18 protein-coding genes and 2 pseudogenes are annotated in these 18,773 nt (G+C 50.3%); 5 read left to right on the top strand and 15 right to left on the bottom strand.

Going from position 1 to position 18,773, the window contains the following annotated elements; genetic code table 11:
• Positions 1-148 precede the first annotated feature (148 nt).
• The 4 genes from O71_RS02760 to O71_RS02750 all read right to left on the bottom strand — a co-directional run bounded on the left by O71_RS02760 (position 149) and on the right by O71_RS02750 (position 3,919).
• Positions 149-2,362, bottom strand: a complete 2,214-nt coding sequence (locus O71_RS02760; RefSeq protein ID WP_237717678.1) for a glycosyl hydrolase — start codon at positions 2,360-2,362, stop codon at positions 149-151.
• Between the two features lie 13 nt (positions 2,363-2,375).
• Positions 2,376-2,951, bottom strand: coding sequence for a hypothetical protein (locus tag O71_RS25005; protein WP_237717677.1), 576 nt, complete (start codon positions 2,949-2,951; stop codon positions 2,376-2,378).
• A 390-nt stretch (positions 2,952-3,341) separates the two neighbouring features.
• Positions 3,342-3,542 carry a helix-turn-helix transcriptional regulator gene (locus O71_RS02755; RefSeq protein WP_007652988.1) on the bottom strand — a complete coding sequence of 67 codons (201 nt, stop codon included), beginning with the start codon at positions 3,540-3,542 and terminating at the stop codon, positions 3,342-3,344.
• Positions 3,539-3,919, bottom strand: a complete 381-nt coding sequence (locus O71_RS02750) for a hypothetical protein (protein WP_202800193.1) — start codon at positions 3,917-3,919, stop codon at positions 3,539-3,541. The genes O71_RS02755 and O71_RS02750 overlap by 4 nt, the downstream gene beginning before the upstream one ends.
• 364 nt (positions 3,920-4,283) lie before the next feature.
• Between O71_RS02750 and O71_RS02745 the strand changes: the two are divergent.
• A pseudogene (locus tag O71_RS02745) lies at positions 4,284-5,257 on the top strand (YpdA family putative bacillithiol disulfide reductase).
• On the opposite strand, the gene O71_RS02740 reads toward O71_RS02745, so the two are convergent.
• The 10 genes from O71_RS02740 to fabG all read right to left on the bottom strand — a co-directional run bounded on the left by O71_RS02740 (position 5,247) and on the right by fabG (position 11,804).
• Entirely contained in the window at positions 5,247-5,804 is a 558-nt protein-coding gene (locus tag O71_RS02740; protein ID WP_007652986.1) for a hypothetical protein, read from the bottom strand. The pseudogene O71_RS02745 and the gene O71_RS02740 sit on opposite strands and share 11 nt — an antisense overlap.
• 18 nt (positions 5,805-5,822) lie before the next feature.
• Positions 5,823-6,134 carry a hypothetical protein gene (locus O71_RS25000; protein ID WP_237717676.1) on the bottom strand — a complete coding sequence of 104 codons (312 nt, stop codon included), beginning with the start codon at positions 6,132-6,134 and terminating at the stop codon, positions 5,823-5,825.
• Between the two features lie 6 nt (positions 6,135-6,140).
• Positions 6,141-6,848, bottom strand: coding sequence for an LVIVD repeat-containing protein (locus O71_RS02735; protein WP_237717675.1), 708 nt, complete (start codon positions 6,846-6,848; stop codon positions 6,141-6,143).
• A 17-nt stretch (positions 6,849-6,865) separates the two neighbouring features.
• Positions 6,866-7,105 (bottom strand): hypothetical protein, encoded by a 240-nt coding sequence (locus O71_RS23640; RefSeq protein WP_155800450.1) that lies wholly within the window; start codon positions 7,103-7,105, stop codon positions 6,866-6,868.
• A gap of 117 nt (positions 7,106-7,222) precedes the next feature.
• Positions 7,223-7,927 carry a pseudouridine synthase gene (locus O71_RS02730; protein WP_007652983.1) on the bottom strand — a complete coding sequence of 235 codons (705 nt, stop codon included), beginning with the start codon at positions 7,925-7,927 and terminating at the stop codon, positions 7,223-7,225.
• A gap of 228 nt (positions 7,928-8,155) precedes the next feature.
• Entirely contained in the window at positions 8,156-8,779 is a 624-nt protein-coding gene (locus O71_RS02725) for a GNAT family N-acetyltransferase (protein WP_007652981.1), read from the bottom strand.
• Positions 8,780-8,895: 116 nt separating this feature from the next.
• Complete coding sequence (locus O71_RS23025; protein WP_155800448.1) at positions 8,896-9,543, bottom strand: hypothetical protein; 648 nt, start codon at positions 9,541-9,543, stop codon at positions 8,896-8,898.
• Between the two features lie 106 nt (positions 9,544-9,649).
• Positions 9,650-10,171, bottom strand: a complete 522-nt coding sequence (locus tag O71_RS23020) for a hypothetical protein (protein ID WP_051017678.1) — start codon at positions 10,169-10,171, stop codon at positions 9,650-9,652.
• The gene (locus O71_RS23015) at positions 10,168-10,860 is read right to left on the bottom strand and encodes a VWA domain-containing protein (RefSeq protein ID WP_051017677.1); all 693 of its coding nucleotides are present in this window, start codon (positions 10,858-10,860) and stop codon (positions 10,168-10,170) included. The genes O71_RS23020 and O71_RS23015 overlap by 4 nt, the downstream gene beginning before the upstream one ends.
• A gap of 197 nt (positions 10,861-11,057) precedes the next feature.
• Positions 11,058-11,804, bottom strand: coding sequence for a 3-oxoacyl-[acyl-carrier-protein] reductase (gene fabG, locus O71_RS02715; RefSeq protein WP_007652979.1), 747 nt, complete (start codon positions 11,802-11,804; stop codon positions 11,058-11,060).
• A gap of 277 nt (positions 11,805-12,081) precedes the next feature.
• Between fabG and O71_RS02710 the strand changes: the two genes are divergently transcribed.
• The gene (locus tag O71_RS02710; protein WP_007652977.1) at positions 12,082-13,419 is read left to right on the top strand and encodes a peptidoglycan DD-metalloendopeptidase family protein; all 1,338 of its coding nucleotides are present in this window, start codon (positions 12,082-12,084) and stop codon (positions 13,417-13,419) included.
• A 364-nt stretch (positions 13,420-13,783) separates the two neighbouring features.
• Here the strand turns inward: O71_RS02710 and O71_RS02705 are convergent, their stop codons facing one another.
• Positions 13,784-14,452: a tetratricopeptide repeat protein gene (locus O71_RS02705; RefSeq protein WP_007652976.1), complete on the bottom strand. Its 669-nt coding sequence runs from the start codon at positions 14,450-14,452 to the stop codon at positions 13,784-13,786.
• 212 nt (positions 14,453-14,664) lie between these two features.
• Between O71_RS02705 and lpdA the strand changes: the two genes are divergently transcribed.
• The 3 genes and pseudogenes from lpdA to O71_RS02690 all read left to right on the top strand — a co-directional run.
• Positions 14,665-16,059 carry a dihydrolipoyl dehydrogenase gene (gene lpdA / locus O71_RS02700; protein WP_007652975.1) on the top strand — a complete coding sequence of 465 codons (1,395 nt, stop codon included), beginning with the start codon at positions 14,665-14,667 and terminating at the stop codon, positions 16,057-16,059.
• A gap of 368 nt (positions 16,060-16,427) precedes the next feature.
• A pseudogene (locus O71_RS02695) lies at positions 16,428-17,539 on the top strand (fatty acid desaturase).
• Between the two features lie 224 nt (positions 17,540-17,763).
• Positions 17,764-18,773 (top strand): acyl-CoA desaturase (locus tag O71_RS02690; RefSeq protein WP_007652974.1); only part of this gene is annotated, 1,010 nt, incomplete at its 3' end.

Raw genomic sequence — 18,773 nt, 5'->3', positions numbered from 1 at the left:
AGCAATTTCTAGAATTAACTTCTTGCTCTTCTTTCCTGCGCTTTCAAAGTAAACTCAGAAGTAGCCTTGCCACCATCGGCTGTTTCTACTTCTACTATATACTTACCTGGCTGGAGGTAGATCACCTTGTTATCGGCCGCCTCTACTTTCAGGCTTCCTCGCCATCCTTCTTGCTGCTGTTCAGGGCCGTTTCGTAGGCTTTGGCGTTGGCTTCGTCTACTGAGAAGTTGTAGCTCACGTAGTTCAGACCGCGCTCGTTCTCGTCCTTCATCTCTTTCAACAACTGGCCTTTATCCGTTTTGATGCGGATGGTCGCAGTGCCTGCTTGAGTTGTGTAGAATGGAATCTCAAGCGAAGTTTCCATTGGCTCACCCCAGGCACCCCACGACTGTCCCCAGCGCGGGTTATAGTTGGTTGGCTGGAAAGCGAACAGGTGCAGCTTCTGATTCTGGATCTCCGGTGTAAGCTGCTGCAGGTGGTCCACGTTGGCGATATAGATCGAGCGGCCGTGCGTTCCCACAATCAAATCGTTGTCACGTGGGTGTACAACCACGTCATGCACTGAAACAGCTGGCATGCCATTGCGCATCTGCATGAAGGTCTTGCCACGGTCCAGCGAGATATACAAGCCATGGTCGGTGCCTACATAAAGCAGGTCCGGGTTCTTCGGATCTTCCTTTACCACGTTAATGGCCTCAGCTGGCAGGTTAGTGCCCAGGCGCTCCCACTTCTTGCCATTGTCTTCCGACACGTACAGGTATGGCGTGAAGTCATCCCAGCGGTAACCGTTAAGTGAAGTATACACGCGGTTTTCGCTGTGGTTGGAGGCCACTACAGTTGATACCCACATGTTCTGCGGCAGCTTCTTTGAGATGTTCTCCCAGTTATAACCGCCATCTTTGGATACGTGGATTGCGCCATCGTCAGAGCCGGTATAGAGTAAGCCGAACTTGAGCGGAGACTCATCGATGCTGGTCAGCGTACCAAAACCTACGTCACCTTTCAGACCACCGTTTGTCAGGTCGCCCGAGAGGGTTTGCATGTCCTCGCCCTTCTTCATGGAGCGATGGAATTTGTTGGAGCCAAAGTACAGGATGTCCTGGTTGTGGCGGCTCAGGTGTATCGGGCTTTCCCAGTTAAAGCGCAATGGTGTTTCGCCAAGTTCATGCGTTGGCTTCACAGACACACGCTGACCGGTGCGCTTGTCTACACGGGCGTAGTTGCCGTACTGCGAGCCCAGATATACCGTGTTGTTGTCACGGAAGTCCACCTGCACCATCATGCCGTCGCCACCACCTAGACGCTGGTAAGGATAGCGGCCGTTTTGGGTCCAGGCCGAACTGGCCTTGTAGTTGCTCGGACCATACCAGGTGCCATTGTCCTGCAAACCCCCATAGATGTTGTAAGGCTTCTCCATATCAACAGCCACGGCGTAGAACTGCCCTACCGAAGGAGAGTTGGCAATCGCCCAGGTTTTGCCATCGTCGTAGGTGATGTTCAGGCCACCATCGTTGCCATTGATCACATAGCCCGGTTTGTCAGGGCTCACCCACAGGGCCTGATGATCGGAGTGCACGTTGTCGCCCTCAATGTTGCGGAAGGTTTTGCCTCCGTCGTCTGAGGTCAAAAGCGGCACACCGAGCAGGTATACCTTGTCTGGGTTGTGCGGCGCTACACGTACCACACCGAAGTAGTAACCGTAGCTCGAGTACATGTCGTCGATTGGCTTCTCGTGGGTCTTCTTCCAGGTCTTGCCAGCATCATCAGAGCGGTATAGTTCAGCACCTTTTACCGGAGCTTCGGTGGTTACCGCCAATGGGTCCTCCAGGTATGCGGCTAAAGCAGCAGGCTTTATCTTACCGCTTTTCACATCGGCCTTCACCGTTTTGGCGGTATATTTAGAAGGGAAGCGGTTGTTGTCCAAGAAGCTGTTCAGGTCTTTGTCGTTCAGGGCCAGAAAAGCCTCTGTCGTCATCCCTTTGAACTGATCCTTCTGCAGTTCACCCGCCTTTGGCTCCTTCTTCTCCACCTGACGCAGCTCCTGGTTGTCCAGGAAAGCGTAGATGATGTTCGGGTTGCCAGGGTGAATGTCCAGACCGATACGGCCTACGCCAGCAGAAGTCGGGAATCCGCTGCCTTCGGTGCTCACACGAGTCCAGGTGTTGCCTCCGTCGGTTGACTTATGGATGCCGGATGTCTTGCCGCCTTCCACAAAATCCCAGGCGCGTCGCTCGCGGTGCCACATGGCTGTATACAAGTTGTTCGGGTTCTTCGGGTCGATCACCAGGTCAATCGCGCCTGTGTTATCGTCGATGTAGAGGGTCTTCTTCCAGGTCTTGCCGCCATCGGTGGTTTTGTACACGCCGCGGTCTTTATTAGGCGAGTACCAGGTGCCCCACAGCCGCTACCCATACCGTGTTCGGGTCAGATGGGTGCAGGATAATGCGACCGATGTGGTGGGTATCGTCCAGGCCCATGTGCTGCCAGGTTTTGCCGCCGTCGGTGCTCTTGTACACACCCACACCGGAGTATGACGAGCGGCTGGAGTTACTCTCGCCGGTACCGATCCAGATGGTTTCGTTGTTGTTCCAGTCCACGGCAATGTCGCCAATGGTCATCACCGCTTCGTTGTCGAAGAGCGGCTCAAAGGAAATGCCGTTGTTGATGGTTCTCCAGAGACCGCCCGAGGCATAGGCTGCGTAGAAATTGGTCGGGTCTTTCGGGTTCACATCCAGGTCAGTGATGCGGCCGCTTTGTACAGTAGGGCCTACGTTGCGGAAGGCCAGGTTTTTAACAAGGGAGTTCTGTTCCAGCTGCTGTCGCTTCTCGAACCCCTGCAGCCTTTCTTTGGCGGGTGTTGAGGCCGGCTGCTTTGGTGCTTTCTTCTGAGCCTGCACAGTGCCCCCGCTTAGGGCCACCAGCAGCGCTACAGAAAGTATACGCTTTTGCATTGTGTAGAATTAGGTATAAGTAGATTAGTTTGGTTTAAGCGTCTAAAGCTAAGGAATTGTACCCAATTATTGATGAAAGAAGGGGGTTGTAAAACATTTGTTATACTGAACCCTGAATATATCTAATATCAGGTATAGAGGCCTCCAACTTACGCCTTCTACCTGCTCAAAACACTCAGCATGAAATCTTATTATTCAGGTACGCTAGCTGTTTTTCTGCCGACGAAAGCGATAAGATATTTGGACTGCTGTGTAAAAATCTACTTATACCTGGTCACATACAAACACAGACTCTCTATGTTCCCGTAGCATGCCATAGGTATAGCTTGCGCGCCCAGCATTGGCTTCATCCCGAAGTCTGACAATATGTATTACCCTGAAAGCGACTTGCTAATCTGAGTCATCGAGTGAGAAAATAGACTCGACGGGTTTTTCAAACACACGGGCGATTTTAAGAGCCAGTACTGTCGAAGGCACATATTTGTTGGCTTCCATGGCGTTGATGGTTTGCCTGCTCACCCCGATTTTTTTGGCTAGCTCTTCTTGGGTCAGGTCGTGGATAGCCCGCTCCACTTTTAATGTATTTTTCATGCGATGGAGCGGGAGGTTTTGTAGAGCACATAGTTGAAGCGTATCAAGAAGATAAAGAGCACGGTGAACATGTTAAACAGCATCACCTGGTAAAAGCCAAGCCCATAGACGAAGAGCACCGAGAACAGCAGAAAGCCATAATTTATATAAGTTGCCCATAGTAGCGACTCTAGCCTGACTTTGGCGATGTATTCGTCCTCATCTTTTTCCTCCGAAAAAGCCGCCAGCACTCCACCGATGATAGCCACTATGGCGACAAGCTCATCCACTATGTTGTTTTCAATCAAAACAAAAGCTTTGGCTGGGTCAAAAAGCCCGCCATCATAAATAGCGAACACGGTTGCGTCCAAATCAAATACAGGGTTATCTAACAGCACGATAAGCAACCCTAGGAGGGTAGAGGGAATTAATAAAATCCATCCAATTATCTTAAATCGGTTGGGGAAAAGGAGCTGTGTTTTCATTGGGTTGTTCTTTTTTAGAATAGATACGATGAATGTAAAGAAAACATTACATTTAGCAAGTATTTTTTACATAGTGTAAGGAATTTATTACATGAATAGCTTCTTTTGGAGGGCGAACATATGTGAAAAGGGAGTGATCGATTGACTAAGTCAGCACACCTTGAACAGGTATGTCTGTGCTGTACTGCTGAACACTCCGTATATTCGTTCTGTTAACTGGCTATACCTGTAGCAGCAACTCACTCCTGCAGGTAGGCTATACCTGAACAACACCATTTTGGAAAATACTTTCGATATCATAATAGTAGGGGGCGGTCCCATTGGTTTGGCCTGCGGACTGGAAGCTAAGAAAGCCGGATTTTCTTTCCAGATCATCGAGAAAGGCACCATCACCAATTCGCTTTTCAATTACCCGCTCAACATGACCTTCTTCTCCACCGCCGACCGGCTGGAAATAGGAGGCTTCCCTTTCCCTTCGATTCACCCCAAACCCAACCGCAGCGAAGCCCTGGAGTACTACAGGCGGGTAGCGGACATCGGAGAGTTGAACATCCGCTTGTTTGAAGAAGTGTCAGGTATACGCCGCGAAGGAGAACTATACCTGACGAGCACCAGCAAGGGCAGCTACCAGTCACGGTATGTGATCCTGGCGACCGGCTTTTATGACATCCCCAACATGCTCGGTATACCTGGCGAGGATTTGCAAAAAGTAAAACACTACTATTACGACCCGCACTATTATTACAAGCAGAAGGTCGTAGTGGTGGGCGCCAATAACTCATCTGCCGACGTGGCCTGGAGACCTGGCGCAAAGGTGCCGACGTGACCATGGTGGTGCGGGAAGGCGAACTGGGACGGATCAAGTACTGGATCAAGCCTGACCTGGAAAACCGGATCGCTGAGGGCAGCATCAAAGCCTATTTCAACTCCAGCCTGACCGAGATCAGAGAACAGGAAGTGGATATACAGACGCAGGAGGGTAAAGTGACGATCCCCAACGATTTTGTGATGGCCATGACTGGCTACCAGCCCAACTTCGCTTTTCTGGAGAAGATCGGGGTGAAGCTGTCAGATGACTTTTACCGGCACCCTTACCACAATCCCGAAACCATGGAGACCAACCTGCCCGGGCTATACCTGGCGGGCGTGGTGTGCGGCGGCATGGAGACCCATGTGTGGTTCATCGAGAACTCCCGCGAGCATGCTGTGAAGATAGTGCAGCATATTGCAGGGAAGCAAACTAAAACATAAAGCCCAGCTGCACCGACAGGCGCTTGAAGGTGATCTTTTGCTCTGTGAAACTGTGTCCCCAGGAGCTGACAGTTTCTGCCTTTTGTGTTTTGTAACCGGCCGCAAAGGTATAGGCGGTGCTATTGCCACTCCTGACCCGGAATCCCAGTGCAGGGTTAAACATCCAGCCACCCTCCTTTTTTTCATTGTCAGATTCATGGCTCAGAAACGAAGAACCATACCCTGCGTCAATGCTATAAATTGGGCTGATGCGTGTGTTCAACATCTCACCACGAATACCCAGTGCAAAAGGCGTGATCAGGAGGTTGTTATAAAAATCAAATCCGGTAGTGGCACCTATGGCCAGTAGCCTGTGCAGCCGGATGCCATTGAAAAGCGTCACTGTAGGTGCAGCTACAAAGTTATCGACATCATGCTGTTTGTTGTTTCCATAAAGGTAGCCGAGCTCGACCGTGCCCATGTAACGTTTAACAGGCTGTTCATCCGACTGTGCCTGAGCCAGTCCGGAGGAAAAAAATAGCAGGGTGAGCAGGTATAGGTATCTCATATAGTGGCGGTAGGAGGATTAGCGGGATACGGGCAGTTTGCTGAGCAGCTTGATGTCTTTCAGATTGCTGTAGTCATACTGGTACAGGCCGTCCTGGCCTATCAGCAGCAGGTTGCTTCCCATCGGAATGACATCAAAGGCATCGTGCTCTTTGAAATGGGAAATCAGGTTTTCGCTCACTTTTAGGTGATCCTTCGCATCAAAAATCTTCAAGCCATACTTGCCTTCACAGAGGAAGAGCGTGGAGCGGTCTATACCTAAGCCGTGGGGATTTTGCATAGGGTAGGTCTTGACCAGCTGCGGGCTACGCGGGTTGCTGATGTTGATCACTTCAAGTTAATTGGTGAAGCCGGCACATGCATTGCCGGAGCGCAGCGTCACCCAAGCCAGGTCGCCTTCCACCACCACCGGGTCGCAGCTATTGACGTGTGCATATGTGGACAGGTGTACCGGACTAGTCGGGTTGCTGTTGTCGTAGATGTGCATACCTGTGGTAGAACCAATAAACAATCTGTTGTCATAAGGGAAGATCGTTTCGATGCCCCAGCCCAGCCTGATCTTTTCGCCCTTTTTTGGATTGGACGTGTTGCTGATATCGAGTACCTGCAAGTCTGAATTGCTGACGGTATACAGGTGGTCGCCCGAAATAGTAAACCTCGCCATCGAGCCGCCTTTGCCGGATGAGTTGCCAGGCTGCGCCACCGAAGTAGAGGCAAAGGATCTGCCATCAAAAGTCATCCAGCCATTGCGCCAGCCAGGACCAGCGCTACTGCAGTCAGTACCGGCCGGCTGTTTCAGTTGTGTCTCCACAAATTCAGAAATGAACACGGCTGCGGTGTCATTTACCACCATCCCAAAATAAGTAGGGAAGATGTTTTCGACACGGCTGACCAGCTTGACATCCAGTGGATTGCTGATATCAAAAGCCACCAGGTCGATGTAGTTATCGGCATACAGGATATTGCCCTTCACCGCCATATCCAGATTGCCCGGAATGTCGATAAAGCTGAGGAAACGTGGTAAACTTGGATTAGAGTTATCCACGATGTGGACACCTTTGTTTACTTCATTGATGAAAAGGTAGTGGCCTTTTGTATAGATCTTGCCCGGCTCTTTGAGTGTTTGTGCAGCGTTACTTTCACCGCATTTTTCAGTTCTGTCCGCAGCATGTACACCGGTTCATATACGATGAAGGTGGTGGTTGATTCACATTCGTCGGAGCAGGAGCTTAGGAGCATGGCCGGCAGGAAAAGCAACAAGGCGATCGCCTGTTGTAAAACGGGTAGAGGTCCTTTTCTCATGAGAGTCCTTTTTAATGTGAAACCAAATTAGCGGCCTTTGTAATGTACTATTACATGCCCCTTACTTACAGGACCCCGAAATGATAGGAATGGTTGTAAGGTGTTAAAAATATCTGTCTAAAATCTTTTCTTCCGGCTGGAGTTGTTGCGGCTGTCGTAATGGCGACCACCATTGCTCTTAGGAGTGCCACTTGGTTTTTTGGGAGCACTGCCTGGTCTCTTTGGCTTACTGCCAGTTCCGAAGCTGCCGCCAGCGGTCAGGCTCTTCAGTTTTGCTACTTCATCTTCTGTCAGTTCGCGGTACTCACCGGGTTGCAAATCGCCCAGGCTCAGCGGACCAATGGCAGGCCGGATCAGGCGCAGCGTCGGGAAACCCACAGCGGCCGTCATTCGGCGCACCTGCCGGTTCATGCCCTGCGAAATTTTGATCTCCACCCAGCTGGTCGGAATGTCTTTTCGGAAGCGGATCGGTTTAGAGCGCTCCCATACCTGCGGCTCCTCTTCCAGTAGACTAGCTATGGCAGGAGCAGTCTTCGTGCTTTTAATCATCACGCCGCGTCGCAGTTCCTCCAGCGCCTCTTCTGTAGGTACACCATCCACCTGTACCCAGTATGTTTTCTCAATCTTGAACTTCGGGTCAGACAAACGGTGCTGCAAAGTTTTGTCGTCGGTCAGCAGTACTAAACCCTCGCTGTCGTAGTCCAGGCGACCAACAGGGTAAATGTCCGGTATAGCCACAAAATCTTTGAGCGTAGCACGGCCTCCCTCGTCTGTAAACTGGGTGAGTACTTCGTAAGGCTTGTTGAGGATGATGTATTTCAAGAGAGTTTAGGAGTTTGAGAGTTGAGGAGTTTGAGAGTGTTTTGAGCTAAAAAAGTAAATAGTTTGGAAGTTAAAGTGTAGCGATTTTACACCGTAACGTTGCGGGTCTATGTAGCCTTAACGTTTCCCTGTCGCGACCCGTCCGAAACGTGCACCAGAATCCCCTCTGGGGGCAGGGGCGGATTAATCATGCACTAACAACCATCAACCATTTAACCATTCAACCATTTACACCTTCTCCGGCTGATGAATTTTGTACTGCAGGTTCCAAAGAGGCTTGAGCCGGTCAAAGTCGGGGCGGATGATGGAGTAGAGTACCGAATCTTCGTTGATGCCATCTACCACATAATGCTCCCGGATCACGCCTTCCAGCTGCATCCCAAATCGCTTGAGCAACTTGATGGAGGGGGTATTGTAGTCGGCAGCCATCGCTTCGATGCGGCGCAGGCCCATCTCCTCGAAACCATAAGCGATAACAGGACCTAGCGCTTCGGTCATGTAGCCTTTTTGCTTGTAGCTGTCGTCGAACAGCACATAGCCTACCTCAGCCCGGCGGTGACTCATAATCCAGGTATGATAGCCGCATCGGCCTAGCACGGTAGCGGTCAGCTTATCAATAATTCTGAAGTTCCTGAAGCTATGGAAATAGGTGGTAAGCCCTTTGCTGAACTTGTCTTTTTCTTCTGCCAGCTCAGCAGCATTCTTCAAGCCAAGGTATGCGGTGATCTCCTCATCGCTGCTGACTGTAAAGAGGTGCTGGTAGATGGCAGGCGTCAGTGAGCTCAGGTATAGCGTTCTGTCTCTATAACAACGGGATGTGGGAAGTCTGAATTGGTCATAGTACGTTATCAAAAACTAGTAACTCCCATTGTACTTTCGCACAAACCACTCCCCGCATACCAAAGCCAGGATCACAAAGAACAGCCACTTCAGGTCTACCAAGTCGTTGAGCGACTCAGAGCTGTAGATCAGGTCTTTGTGCTCGGCCTCAGGATGTCCTGTTCCAGTTGCTGCAACTGTGCCGGGTAATACAACTTGGAGCCGGTATTGGTACCCAACTGGTAAAGTAAGTTATGGTCAGCCACGGCATGTAGCGCCTCCAGCTGCTGCTCCTCTACTATAAACTCGCCCTTATCCTGCTGCAGCGACCCGTTAATGCGGGCTGAGGCTGTGTAGGTATAGCGACCGCCTGGCAAAGTGCCTATGTTCACCCCCGACTGGTTCTCTCCATTGGCAAACTCAAAGGACTTCTCGGCACCTTCAGCATCCTGTATCTTAAGCGTAATATTTTGTCCGTAGATTGGCTCCAGCGCTTCGTTGTAGGCCTCTGCTGCAAACCGGATTTCGTCGGAACTGCTGTACTCGTTCAGGTGTGGGTATACGTTAAGGCGCTTCTTGTTACGAGGAGCTGTCAGGAGCTGCACCAGGTTCGTGATCAGTTTGTCGTACACTGCGGCGTTTTCATGGTTCGCCGTTTCGGTGAGTCGCCATTGCCAGGTGCCGGAAGCAAGCAGAGCAGCATTGCGTTTGTCGCCCACGGTCTGCACGGTGAGCAGCGGCTTGTTCGTACGCACGCGGCCCACCTGCTGGTAGAGAACGGTTTCCGTGTTTGGCATGAGCTGATAGTCGCCATAAGGCACCGTGCAGGAGGGTATTGTTGCAGACGCTCGGTGGCCTCTTCGGCTACTTTGAAGGTGCTGAAGCTCGGATTGATCACGCTGGTCACTTCGTCGGACTGCCTGGTGTATTGATGCGGATGCCCACATTAAGGCGGTTGAAGTTGCCAATGTCGCTCTGCGGACCGAGGATATAAAGGGCCGGCAAGTTCTTCTGGCGTACCAGGTTAAGGGCCGCCTCACCACCGGCTGTGCGGCCCGGCAACTGGTGCAGCACCGCCACATCATAGTCCTGCTGCTTGAGCGTCGTCAGGCCAGGTATAAACAGTTCCGTTTCATAGTTCTCGTTCGACTCAATGGCAGCACGTAATGCCTTGATATCCGGGTGAGGAGATGCGGCTGCTACCAGCACTTTGATCTTGCCTTTCACCACATCAATGTATGCGCTTCGGGAATTGTTCAGCTCCGTAAACTCGCCTTGCTGCGGTAGCACTTCTACTTCGTATTGACGCTTGCCCAACCCGCTGGCCATCACCTGGAAAGGTACCTGCTGCAATGGCTGTCCGGCCTTCAGAGTAACTGTTTTACGGTCGATGACCTTCTTGTTTTCCTTTAGCTGCACTGTCACAGTAGCACCGTCGAAGCCTGCTGCTGCAGCTCAGCCTCCAGCGGGAAACGGTTGCCGCTGTAATTTACCTTGTTGTAGCGCAGCGATGCCATCACGATATCTTTCTTAGGCACCGTGTCGCCTACGGCTACAGGGTATATGGTATAGTTATAGTTGGCGTAGGTAGGAGAAGTGCCTTGGTTCACGATACCATCCGATAGCAACACGACGCCGGCCAGGTTCTGCTGCTCAAAATCACGCTGTACATCGCGCAGCAGCTGACTCAGGTTAGTCGTTTCAGCCTCGTACTGCATCTCACCCAGGTTCTGCGGTGCCTCGGATTCACCCAGCACACGCACCTCGGTCTGTATACCTTGTTCCTGAAGTTTGTCGCGCAATGCCTGCAAACCCTGCTGTGTCTCGCGTAGCTGTACCGAATCTGAAAACAGCGCCACTGACTGCGAGTTGTCCACGGCAAACACGATAGTAGGCGCCTGTGTGCTGTTGCTGACATAGCGTACCAGCGGGCCGAGCAGCAGGAAACACAGAAAACTCACTACCACAAAGCGCACCGCCGCCAGGGTATAGTTTATACCTGCAGTCCAGGGCGTACGCTTGCTGTACAGCAGCCAGGCGTAAAGTGCACCAACAGCCAGACAGGCCAGGATCAGCCAGGGTGAATAGGTCGTTATGAGGCGGAAGGAATCCAAAGAGTTTGAGAATTTGGGAGTTTAGGAGTTTGAGAAGTACTTCTTCTAAAGAATCAAATAATTTCAGGATTAAAGATAAAAGAAAAAGACCAATGCTACTAACGTAAACGCTACAGCATTGGTCTAATATTATACTTTGAAAGTCTGGGCGAGTGAGTTTTTGACTCTCAAACTCCTAAACTCTCTAACTCTCAAACTTAGGTCAGCATACCGCCGTCTACCTGCAGCACCTGGCCTGAGATGTAAGACGACTGGTCAGATGCCAGGAAGGCTACGGCGTTGGCCACGTCCTCTGGCGAGCCACCACGCTTCAGAGGAATTGCCTTGCGCCACTCGTCTACCACTTTCTGGTCGAGCTCGCCTGTCATTTCGGTTTCGATGAAGCCCGGGGCTACTGCATTGCAGCGTATGTTGCGGGAGCCAAGTTCCAGCGCCACTGACTTCGTGAAGCCGATGATACCCGCTTTAGAAGCTGAGTAGTTGGCCTGTCCAGCGTTTCCTTTTATACCTACCACCGAGGTGATGTTGATGATCGAGCCGCTCTTGGCGCGCATCATATGCTTGGTAGCACCTTTTGTTAAAGCAAAAACAGATTTCAGGTTGGTATTGATCACCGCATCCCACTGCTCTTCAGTCATGCGCATCAGCAGACCGTCACGCGTGATGCCTGCGTTGTTCACCAGGATGTCGATCTTGCCAAACTCGGCCACTACATCCTCGATCAGCTTCTCGGCCTGCGCCATATCAGAGGCGTCAGAGCGGAAACCTTTGGCTTTGCCGCCGTTCGCAGTCAGTTCCTGCTCCAGGGCCTGGCCTTTTTCAACGCTTGAGAGGTAGGTGAATGCTACCTGTGCGCCCATCTCTACCAGTTTCTCGGCAATAGCGCGACCTATACCTTTTGATGCCCCGGTTACGAGGGCTACTTTTCCTTCTAGTGCTTTCATAGGGGTCAAAGTTATAAAAGATTTTTTTATTCAGAAGAGCCGCCGCATTCTCCAGTTTTAATTAGTCTCAATTTTCTGATTTTAAGTCGGTTAAGCTGGAACTGGCAGGTTAATGTGCAATTGGGTTTAGGGTTGGTGATAGCCTGTGGTGCTATATTGTGTATCTGAAATAGGATTGCAACATATTTATAATCTGAATATTGTATTGTAAATGATTTTTATTTCTATCGGTTAAACCATATTTTCGTGCCATTCTTCCAACCAAAGGTACCTTGTAATGTTCAAACGTAGTGTCGGACTAGCCATCCTGATCGCGGTGTCGTTGTTCGTGTTTATCACGGCAGCGCAAACAATCAGCTTCAAAAATTTTAATTTTTCGCAAGAAGAAAAGTCACCTGAGCCGGACCCCGAACCTGAGGTCACCGTCAAAAGACCAGCCCCGGTCATCTTTGGCATCCCCACCGACACACTCGAAATACTGGAAGGCACTGTGGAAAGAGGGGAGAACCTGTCGCAGATCTTGGCCAGCTTCAATATCTCGCCTGTTACGATTGACCAACTGGCCCGCAAATCAAAAGAAGTGTTTGACGTACGCCGCATCAATGCCAAGCGCAACTACATCATCCTACACGCTCAGGACTCCGCCCAGACGGCCCGCTACTTTATCTATGAACCAAACGAGGTAGAGTATGTGATCTACGACCTGAACGGTGAGCTGGACGTTCGCCTTGAGAAGCGTGAAGTTGAAATTGTAGAGCGTGCTATTGCCGGTTTTATTGAGCGCTCCCTGTTCGAGTCCATTCTGGCTGCCGGCGGATCACCGCAGCTGGTAAACCACTTTGCCGATATCTACGCCTGGCGTCTCAACCTGAGTCGTTTGCAGCCTGGTGATCACTTTAAACTGATCTATGATGAAAAGCAGGTAAATGGCAACGTGATCGGTTTCGGCAAGATAAAGGCTGCTTATTTTGAGCACGAAGGCAAGCCACTTTATGCGATCTCCTTCGATCAGGAAGGAAAAAAGGGAGGCTACTATGATCAGGACGGCAAGAGTTTGAAGAAGGCTTTTCTGAGAGAGCCGCTGGAGTACAGCCGCATCAGTTCCCGCTTTACCATGAACCGCTTTCACCCGGTACAGAAGCGTTACAAGCCGCACCTGGGCACCGACTTCGCAGCCCCTCGCGGAACGCCTATCCGTACAGTAGGCGATGGCGTTGTACTGGAAGCCTCCTATACCCGAGGCAATGGCTACTATGTAAAGATCAAGCACAACAAGACCTATACCACTCAGTATCTGCACATGTCCAAGTTCGCCAAAGGCATCAAGCGTGGAAGCCGCGTAAGTCAGGGCCAGACCATCGGCTATGTAGGCAGCACCGGTCTGGCAACTGGTCCGCACCTGTGCTACCGTTTCTGGAAAAACGGCAGGCAGGTAGATGCCCTGAAAGTGCAGCTCCCATCTGCCCATCCAATCGAGAAGAAGAATAAGGATGCTTTTGAACAGGTAAAGTCTGAGCTGGAAGGCAAGCTGATGGCGATCGAGCTCAAAGGTCTGCAGCAGGACCTTTTGGCAGCCGATCAGTCACGCAAAAAACTGGACGAAGACGAGGTGTAACGTTTACTTATATATGAAACGAAAAAGGGGCGCTGGCAAGCGTCCCTTTTTCGTATGTTCATCTTTTGTCATCTCGAACGCTAGTGAGAGATCTGGAGGATTGTAAAACATTACCCATGATCCAGATTTCTCCCGATGGTCGAAATGACATCAAATGCTTCAGGTAAATTGAACGCTGATCCGGGTTTCTTAATCCGAATCAGCTGTTATCCTTTCAGGATCTTGGTGGCTCGTAACGGGGGATTGGGAAATCCGAAAGGGTAATCCAGGAGTGATTCGGGCAATGTGTTGTAGGAATAAGGCAGCTTACCAGTTAAACTAAACTTCATTTAACCGAAGCCGCTAAAGTCCTCGAAAAGTCTCTTTACTTCGTTGATTTCGTGGCAGCCGTAGAGTTCTGCTCACAATAATCTCTCAGATACTGTGCAGCTTCTTTCAGGCCTAGTTGCTCGGCTTTTACCCAGTCTTCGCAGGCGCCGCTTTTGTCTCCGCTGGTATATCGGGGGGCTCCCCGGTTGTAATAAGCTTCGGCGTAGTCGGGTTGCAGGGTGATGGCGCGACCGTAATCGATGATGGCGCTGCGGTAGTCTTTAAGGGCGTAGCGTACCAGACCACGGTTGTTATAAGTACGGGCCTGCAGTTGATCAATCGAAACGGCTGTGTTGAAATCAACCAGCGCGCCTTTGTAGTCCTGCAGATTATATTTCGAGAGGCCACGGCTTACCCAGGCTTCTACGTGTGTAGGATCCAGCGCCAGGGCTTTGTCAAAGTCAGCAATGGCACCGCGGTAGTCAAGTATGCGGTCGCGGGCGATGCCACGGTTTGTCATCGTGACGATGTGCTCGGGCTCCTGCTTCAGCACTTCGCTATATTCCTTGATGGCCTCGGTATACTTACCTGACTTAAATTTTTGGTTACCTGCGTTAAAGTGCTGCAGCGCCGTCTTCTGCGGGGCAGGCTGTGTGGCGGCCTTCTGCGAAAAAGCCGGTAAAGCGAAAAGTACAGGTATAATGAGCAGTAAAATTGTTTTCATGCAGTAGGGGTTACCTCATGTTATGATGCGCAAAATACAATAGTTCAGCCCAATAAGGAACAGGTAGGCTGTTTTTTGTAATGATTCTTAGTATTGTGCGAGCGTAGCCTTTGCATAGTACTAATTAACAGACACATGGCACTGTTACAGAAGTGGTTTTGTGAAGTTGGGATTATCGTTTAATTTTGCTCAGCATTTAAAAAAGAGAAACTATGGCATCAAAATACGATTTGGTAGTGCTGGGTAGTGGCCCAGGTGGATATGTGGCGGCCATCCGAGCGTCGCAACTGGGTTTGAAAGTAGGCGTGATCGAGCGTGAGTCGCTGGGCGGCATCTGCTTGAACTGGGGCTGTATCCCTACAAAAGCACTGCTCAAGAGCGCGAACGTATTCGAATACATCAACCATGCGTCTGACTACGGTATTACCATCGGTGAGGCGTCTGTAGATTTCAACGCTGTGATCAAGCGTAGCCGCGGTGTGGCCGACGGCATGAGCAAGGGCATCCAGTTCCTGTTCCGCAAAAACAAGATCGACGCCATCATGGGTAACGGTAAAGTAGTAGCCAAAGGCAAGGTAGAAGTGACCGATGCCGACGGCAATACAAATACCGTAGAGGCCGATCACATCATCCTGGCAACAGGTGCCCGCTCACGCGAGCTGCCTAACCTGCCAATCGACGGCAAGAAGATCATCGGCTACCGTCAGGCGATGGCCCTTGACAAGCAGCCAGAGAGCATGGTAGTGGTAGGTTCCGGCGCCATCGGCGTGGAGTTCGCTTACTTCTACAATGCCATGGGCACGAAAGTGACTATCGTGGAGTACATGCCGAATATTGTGCCGGTAGAAGACGAAGAGGTATCGCGTCAGCTTTCCAAGTCTTTCCGCAAGTCAGGCATCGACATCATGACAGAGTCTTCTGTAGAAGCTGTTGACACGAGCGGAGACCTGTGCAAAGTGACTGTGAAGACGGCTAAAGGCGAGCAGACACTGGAAGCTGAGGTTGTGCTTTCGGCGGTAGGTATACAGACCAACCTCGAAAACATCGGTATCGAAGAGCTAGGCATAAAAGTAGACAAGGGCCGTGTGGTGGTAGACGAGTACTACAAAACAAACGTGGATGGCATCTACGCGATCGGTGACATCGTGCCGGGCCCTGCGCTGGCGCACGTAGCGTCTGCCGAGGGTATCATTTGCGTGGAGGCTATCACAGGTCACGACCCGGAGCCACTGAACTACGGTAACATCCCAGGCTGTACGTACTGCTCTCCTGAGATCGCTTCGGTTGGTCTGACAGAGAAAGCTGCCCGCGAGCAAGGATTAGAGGTGAAAGTGGGTAAGTTCCCATTCTCAGCTTCTGGTAAGGCAAGCGCCGCCGGTGCGAAAGACGGTTTCGTGAAGGTGATCTTCGACGCGAAATATGGCGAGTTCCTGGGTGCCCACATGATCGGTGCCAATGTAACCGAGATGATTGCTGAGGTAGTGGTAGCCCGTAAACTGGAGACAACCGGCCATGAGATCATCAAGTCGGTGCACCCGCACCCAACCATGAGCGAAGCCGTGATGGAAGCTGCCGCAGCTGCTTACGACGAAGTAATTCACCTCTAAGCATCATCTGCTACAGGTATAGGAAAGGCCTGGCCGCATTTTCGGCCAGGCCTTTCTGTTTTTGATAGAATTAAGTCGCAAACCCAGCGTCTTTGAGCGAAGTATATTTTTTGTTATATATCGAAAGAAGACAATTTTCCAGTACTTTTTATCTAAATTGCAAGCTTAGCAGGGGGTGTACGGCAGGTGCATTGCCGTCTTCGGCCATATAATACGTGTTTATACATGATTAAGTATAAATACTTAAATAGTCGTTGGCTGTCTGAACTTATAACCTCATGATTACATTTTAATAAGTATCGCGATTCACTCTCTGTGCCTTTTGCCCTACGTGTGAGTTCTAATTTTTCACACATCATCCTAAAACTATGAAGCTGCAAAGCAAAGTCAAGTTTGTCAACAAAGACAAAAGTCTATTCTTTCCTACCCTCCGGAAACGTGTAGACGCCTATTTTACAGAGAACAACATTCCAAAAACTGCCAATACCGCCATGATTGTGAAGAGTGTGGTGCTGTTGCTAATTTACTTGCTCCCTTTCGTGTTGCTGCTGGCAATTCAGCCTGCTTTTCCGCTTAGTCTGCTACTGTGGTTTATGATGGGCCTAGGAGTGGCAGGTATAGGTATGAGCGTGATGCACGATGCTAACCACGGGGCCTTCTCCAACAGCAAGCGGGTTAACGATCTGATGGGCATACCCTGAACCTGGTGGGTGGTTCGGCTTTTAACTGGAAACTGCAGCACAACATCCTGCACCATACCTACACCAACGTGGTGGAGATGGACGAGGACATTCAGGACAGGCTGGTGTTACGCTTCAACCCTCACTCCAAGGTAAAGTTTTTCCATAAGCTGCAATGGGTATACGCCTTTGTGTTTTATGGTCTGCTCACGCTCTATTGGGTGGTGGCAAAAGACTTCGTGCAATATGCCCTCTTCAAGAAGAATGGTGTGAATAACAATACAGCAGCCGAGAACAGAAACTGGTTTATGAAACTGGTAGCTATGAAAGCTACTTACTTTTTCATCGTACTCGCTGTGCCGACGCTTTTCTTTGGAATTCCGTTTTTGCAGGTGCTGCTTGGGTTTTTAGTGATGCACTTTGTAGCAGGTATCGTGTTGACGGTCGTGTTCCAGTTGGCGCATACTGTGGAGGGTACGAGTCACCCGAGGCCAGACGAGCATGGTGTAATCGAAAATGACTGGGCGATACACCAGATGAACACCACTGTTAACTTCTCGCGTCATAATAAGATCCTTTCCTGGTATGTGGGCGGCCTCAACTTCCAGATCGAGCACCACCTGTTTCCGCGCGTTTGCCATGTGCACTACCCGGCTATTGCAGACATCGTGAAAGAAACGGCAGCTGAGTTTGGTGTTCCTTACCTGGAGAATGAAACGTTTGGGCAAGCCGTCCGTTCGCACATCGCCACGTTGCACCGCTTCGGGAGATTGCCAAATATGAATGAGGCCATCGGTTAAAAAATCAAATAAGCAGCAAGCGCTTATAGTATCCTGTTTCACCTCTATATTTGCAGCCTCTTTGTGTAGCGATGCACTTTGGGTTTGATTTGAAAGCTTTCCCATTCGGATTTATGAGTGGATGCAACTAACATTTAACTAAGGGTGTGTAAAACACATAACCTGCTAAACCGTTAAATAGCTTTCAGAGTGTGAGTAGTTTATAAGAATATCAAGTAGATTAAATGAAGCTTAAAGGCAAAGTAAAATTCGTTAACAAAGACAAAAATTTGTTTTTCCCGACGCTCCGCAAACGTGTGGACGCGTATTTCTCAGAAAATAACCTACCCAAATCAGGTAATTCCCGCTTACTTATCAAAAGCATCATCCTGATGCTGCTCTATGTAGTGCCCTTTGCGGTTCTGCTTACTTTCACACCGCATGTGGCTATCAGCTTAGTGCTATGGCTGGTGATGGGTGTAGGTGTGGCTGGTGTGGCCATGAGTGTGATGCACGATGCCAACCATGGCGCTTTTTCCAAGAACAAGACCATGAACTACCTGATGGCGCACTCCGTGAACCTGCTCGGTGCCTCTGCTTTTAACTGGAAGCTGCAGCACAACATCCTGCACCATACTTACACCAATGTGGTAGAGATGGACGAGGATATCGACGATATGGTGTTCATGCGCTTCTCGCCTCACACCAAAGTGCGCTTTTACCACAAACTGCAGTGGGTATACGCCTTTTTTTTCTATGGTCTGCTCACGCTTTACTGGGTTATCATAAAGGATTTCGTACAGTTCTTCAAGTACATCAAAAGCGGTGTGAACGCTAATTCCAAATCAGACAACACGGTTGCTTTTTCTAAGATTATAGCTTTTAAACTGTTTTATTTCTTCTCGATTTTGGTGGCACCGACACTTATTTTCGGTATACCTTTATGGGAAGTGTTGCTCGGATTTTTCCTGATGCACTTTGTGGCGGGCATGATTCTTTCCACTGTGTTCCAATTGGCGCATACGGTGGAGGGTACCCACCATCCGCTGCCAAGTGAGACTGGTGTGATCGAAAACGACTGGGCCATTCATCAGCTGAGCACCACCGCTAATTTCGCACGCAAAAGCAAGTGGCTCTCGTGGTATGTGGGCGGCCTGAATTTCCAGATCGAGCACCATCTGTTTCCGCGTATCAGCCATGTGCATTACCCGGCCATCGCGGAAATCGTGAAGCAAACTGCATCCGAGTTTAACCT

The organism is Pontibacter sp. BAB1700, assembly GCF_000277005.1.
Classification (GTDB): domain Bacteria; phylum Bacteroidota; class Bacteroidia; order Cytophagales; family Hymenobacteraceae; genus Pontibacter; species Pontibacter lucknowensis.
The sequence above is the reverse complement of the archived record's forward strand: the minus strand, read 5'-3'. Positions and strand labels throughout refer to the sequence as shown.

Bases quoted from the DNA above. Each gene is read 5' to 3' on its own strand.
- O71_RS25005 (WP_237717677.1), bottom strand. From the start codon at position 2,951: ATGCAAAAGCGTATACTTTCTGTAGCGCTGCTGGTGGCCCTAAGCGGG.
- O71_RS02755 (WP_007652988.1), bottom strand. From the start codon at position 3,542: ATGAAAAATACATTAAAAGTGGAGCGGGCTATCCACGACCTGACCCAA.
- O71_RS02740 (WP_007652986.1), bottom strand. From the start codon at position 5,804: ATGAGATACCTATACCTGCTCACCCTGCTATTTTTTTCCTCCGGACTG.
- O71_RS23640 (WP_155800450.1), bottom strand. From the start codon at position 7,105: ATGAGAAAAGGACCTCTACCCGTTTTACAACAGGCGATCGCCTTGTTG.
- O71_RS23025 (WP_155800448.1), bottom strand. From the start codon at position 9,543: ATGCCAAACACGGAAACCGTTCTCTACCAGCAGGTGGGCCGCGTGCGT.
- fabG (WP_007652979.1), bottom strand. From the start codon at position 11,804: ATGAAAGCACTAGAAGGAAAAGTAGCCCTCGTAACCGGGGCATCAAAA.
- O71_RS02710 (WP_007652977.1), top strand. From the start codon at position 12,082: ATGTTCAAACGTAGTGTCGGACTAGCCATCCTGATCGCGGTGTCGTTG.
- O71_RS02705 (WP_007652976.1), bottom strand. From the start codon at position 14,452: ATGAAAACAATTTTACTGCTCATTATACCTGTACTTTTCGCTTTACCG.
- lpdA (WP_007652975.1), top strand. From the start codon at position 14,665: ATGGCATCAAAATACGATTTGGTAGTGCTGGGTAGTGGCCCAGGTGGA.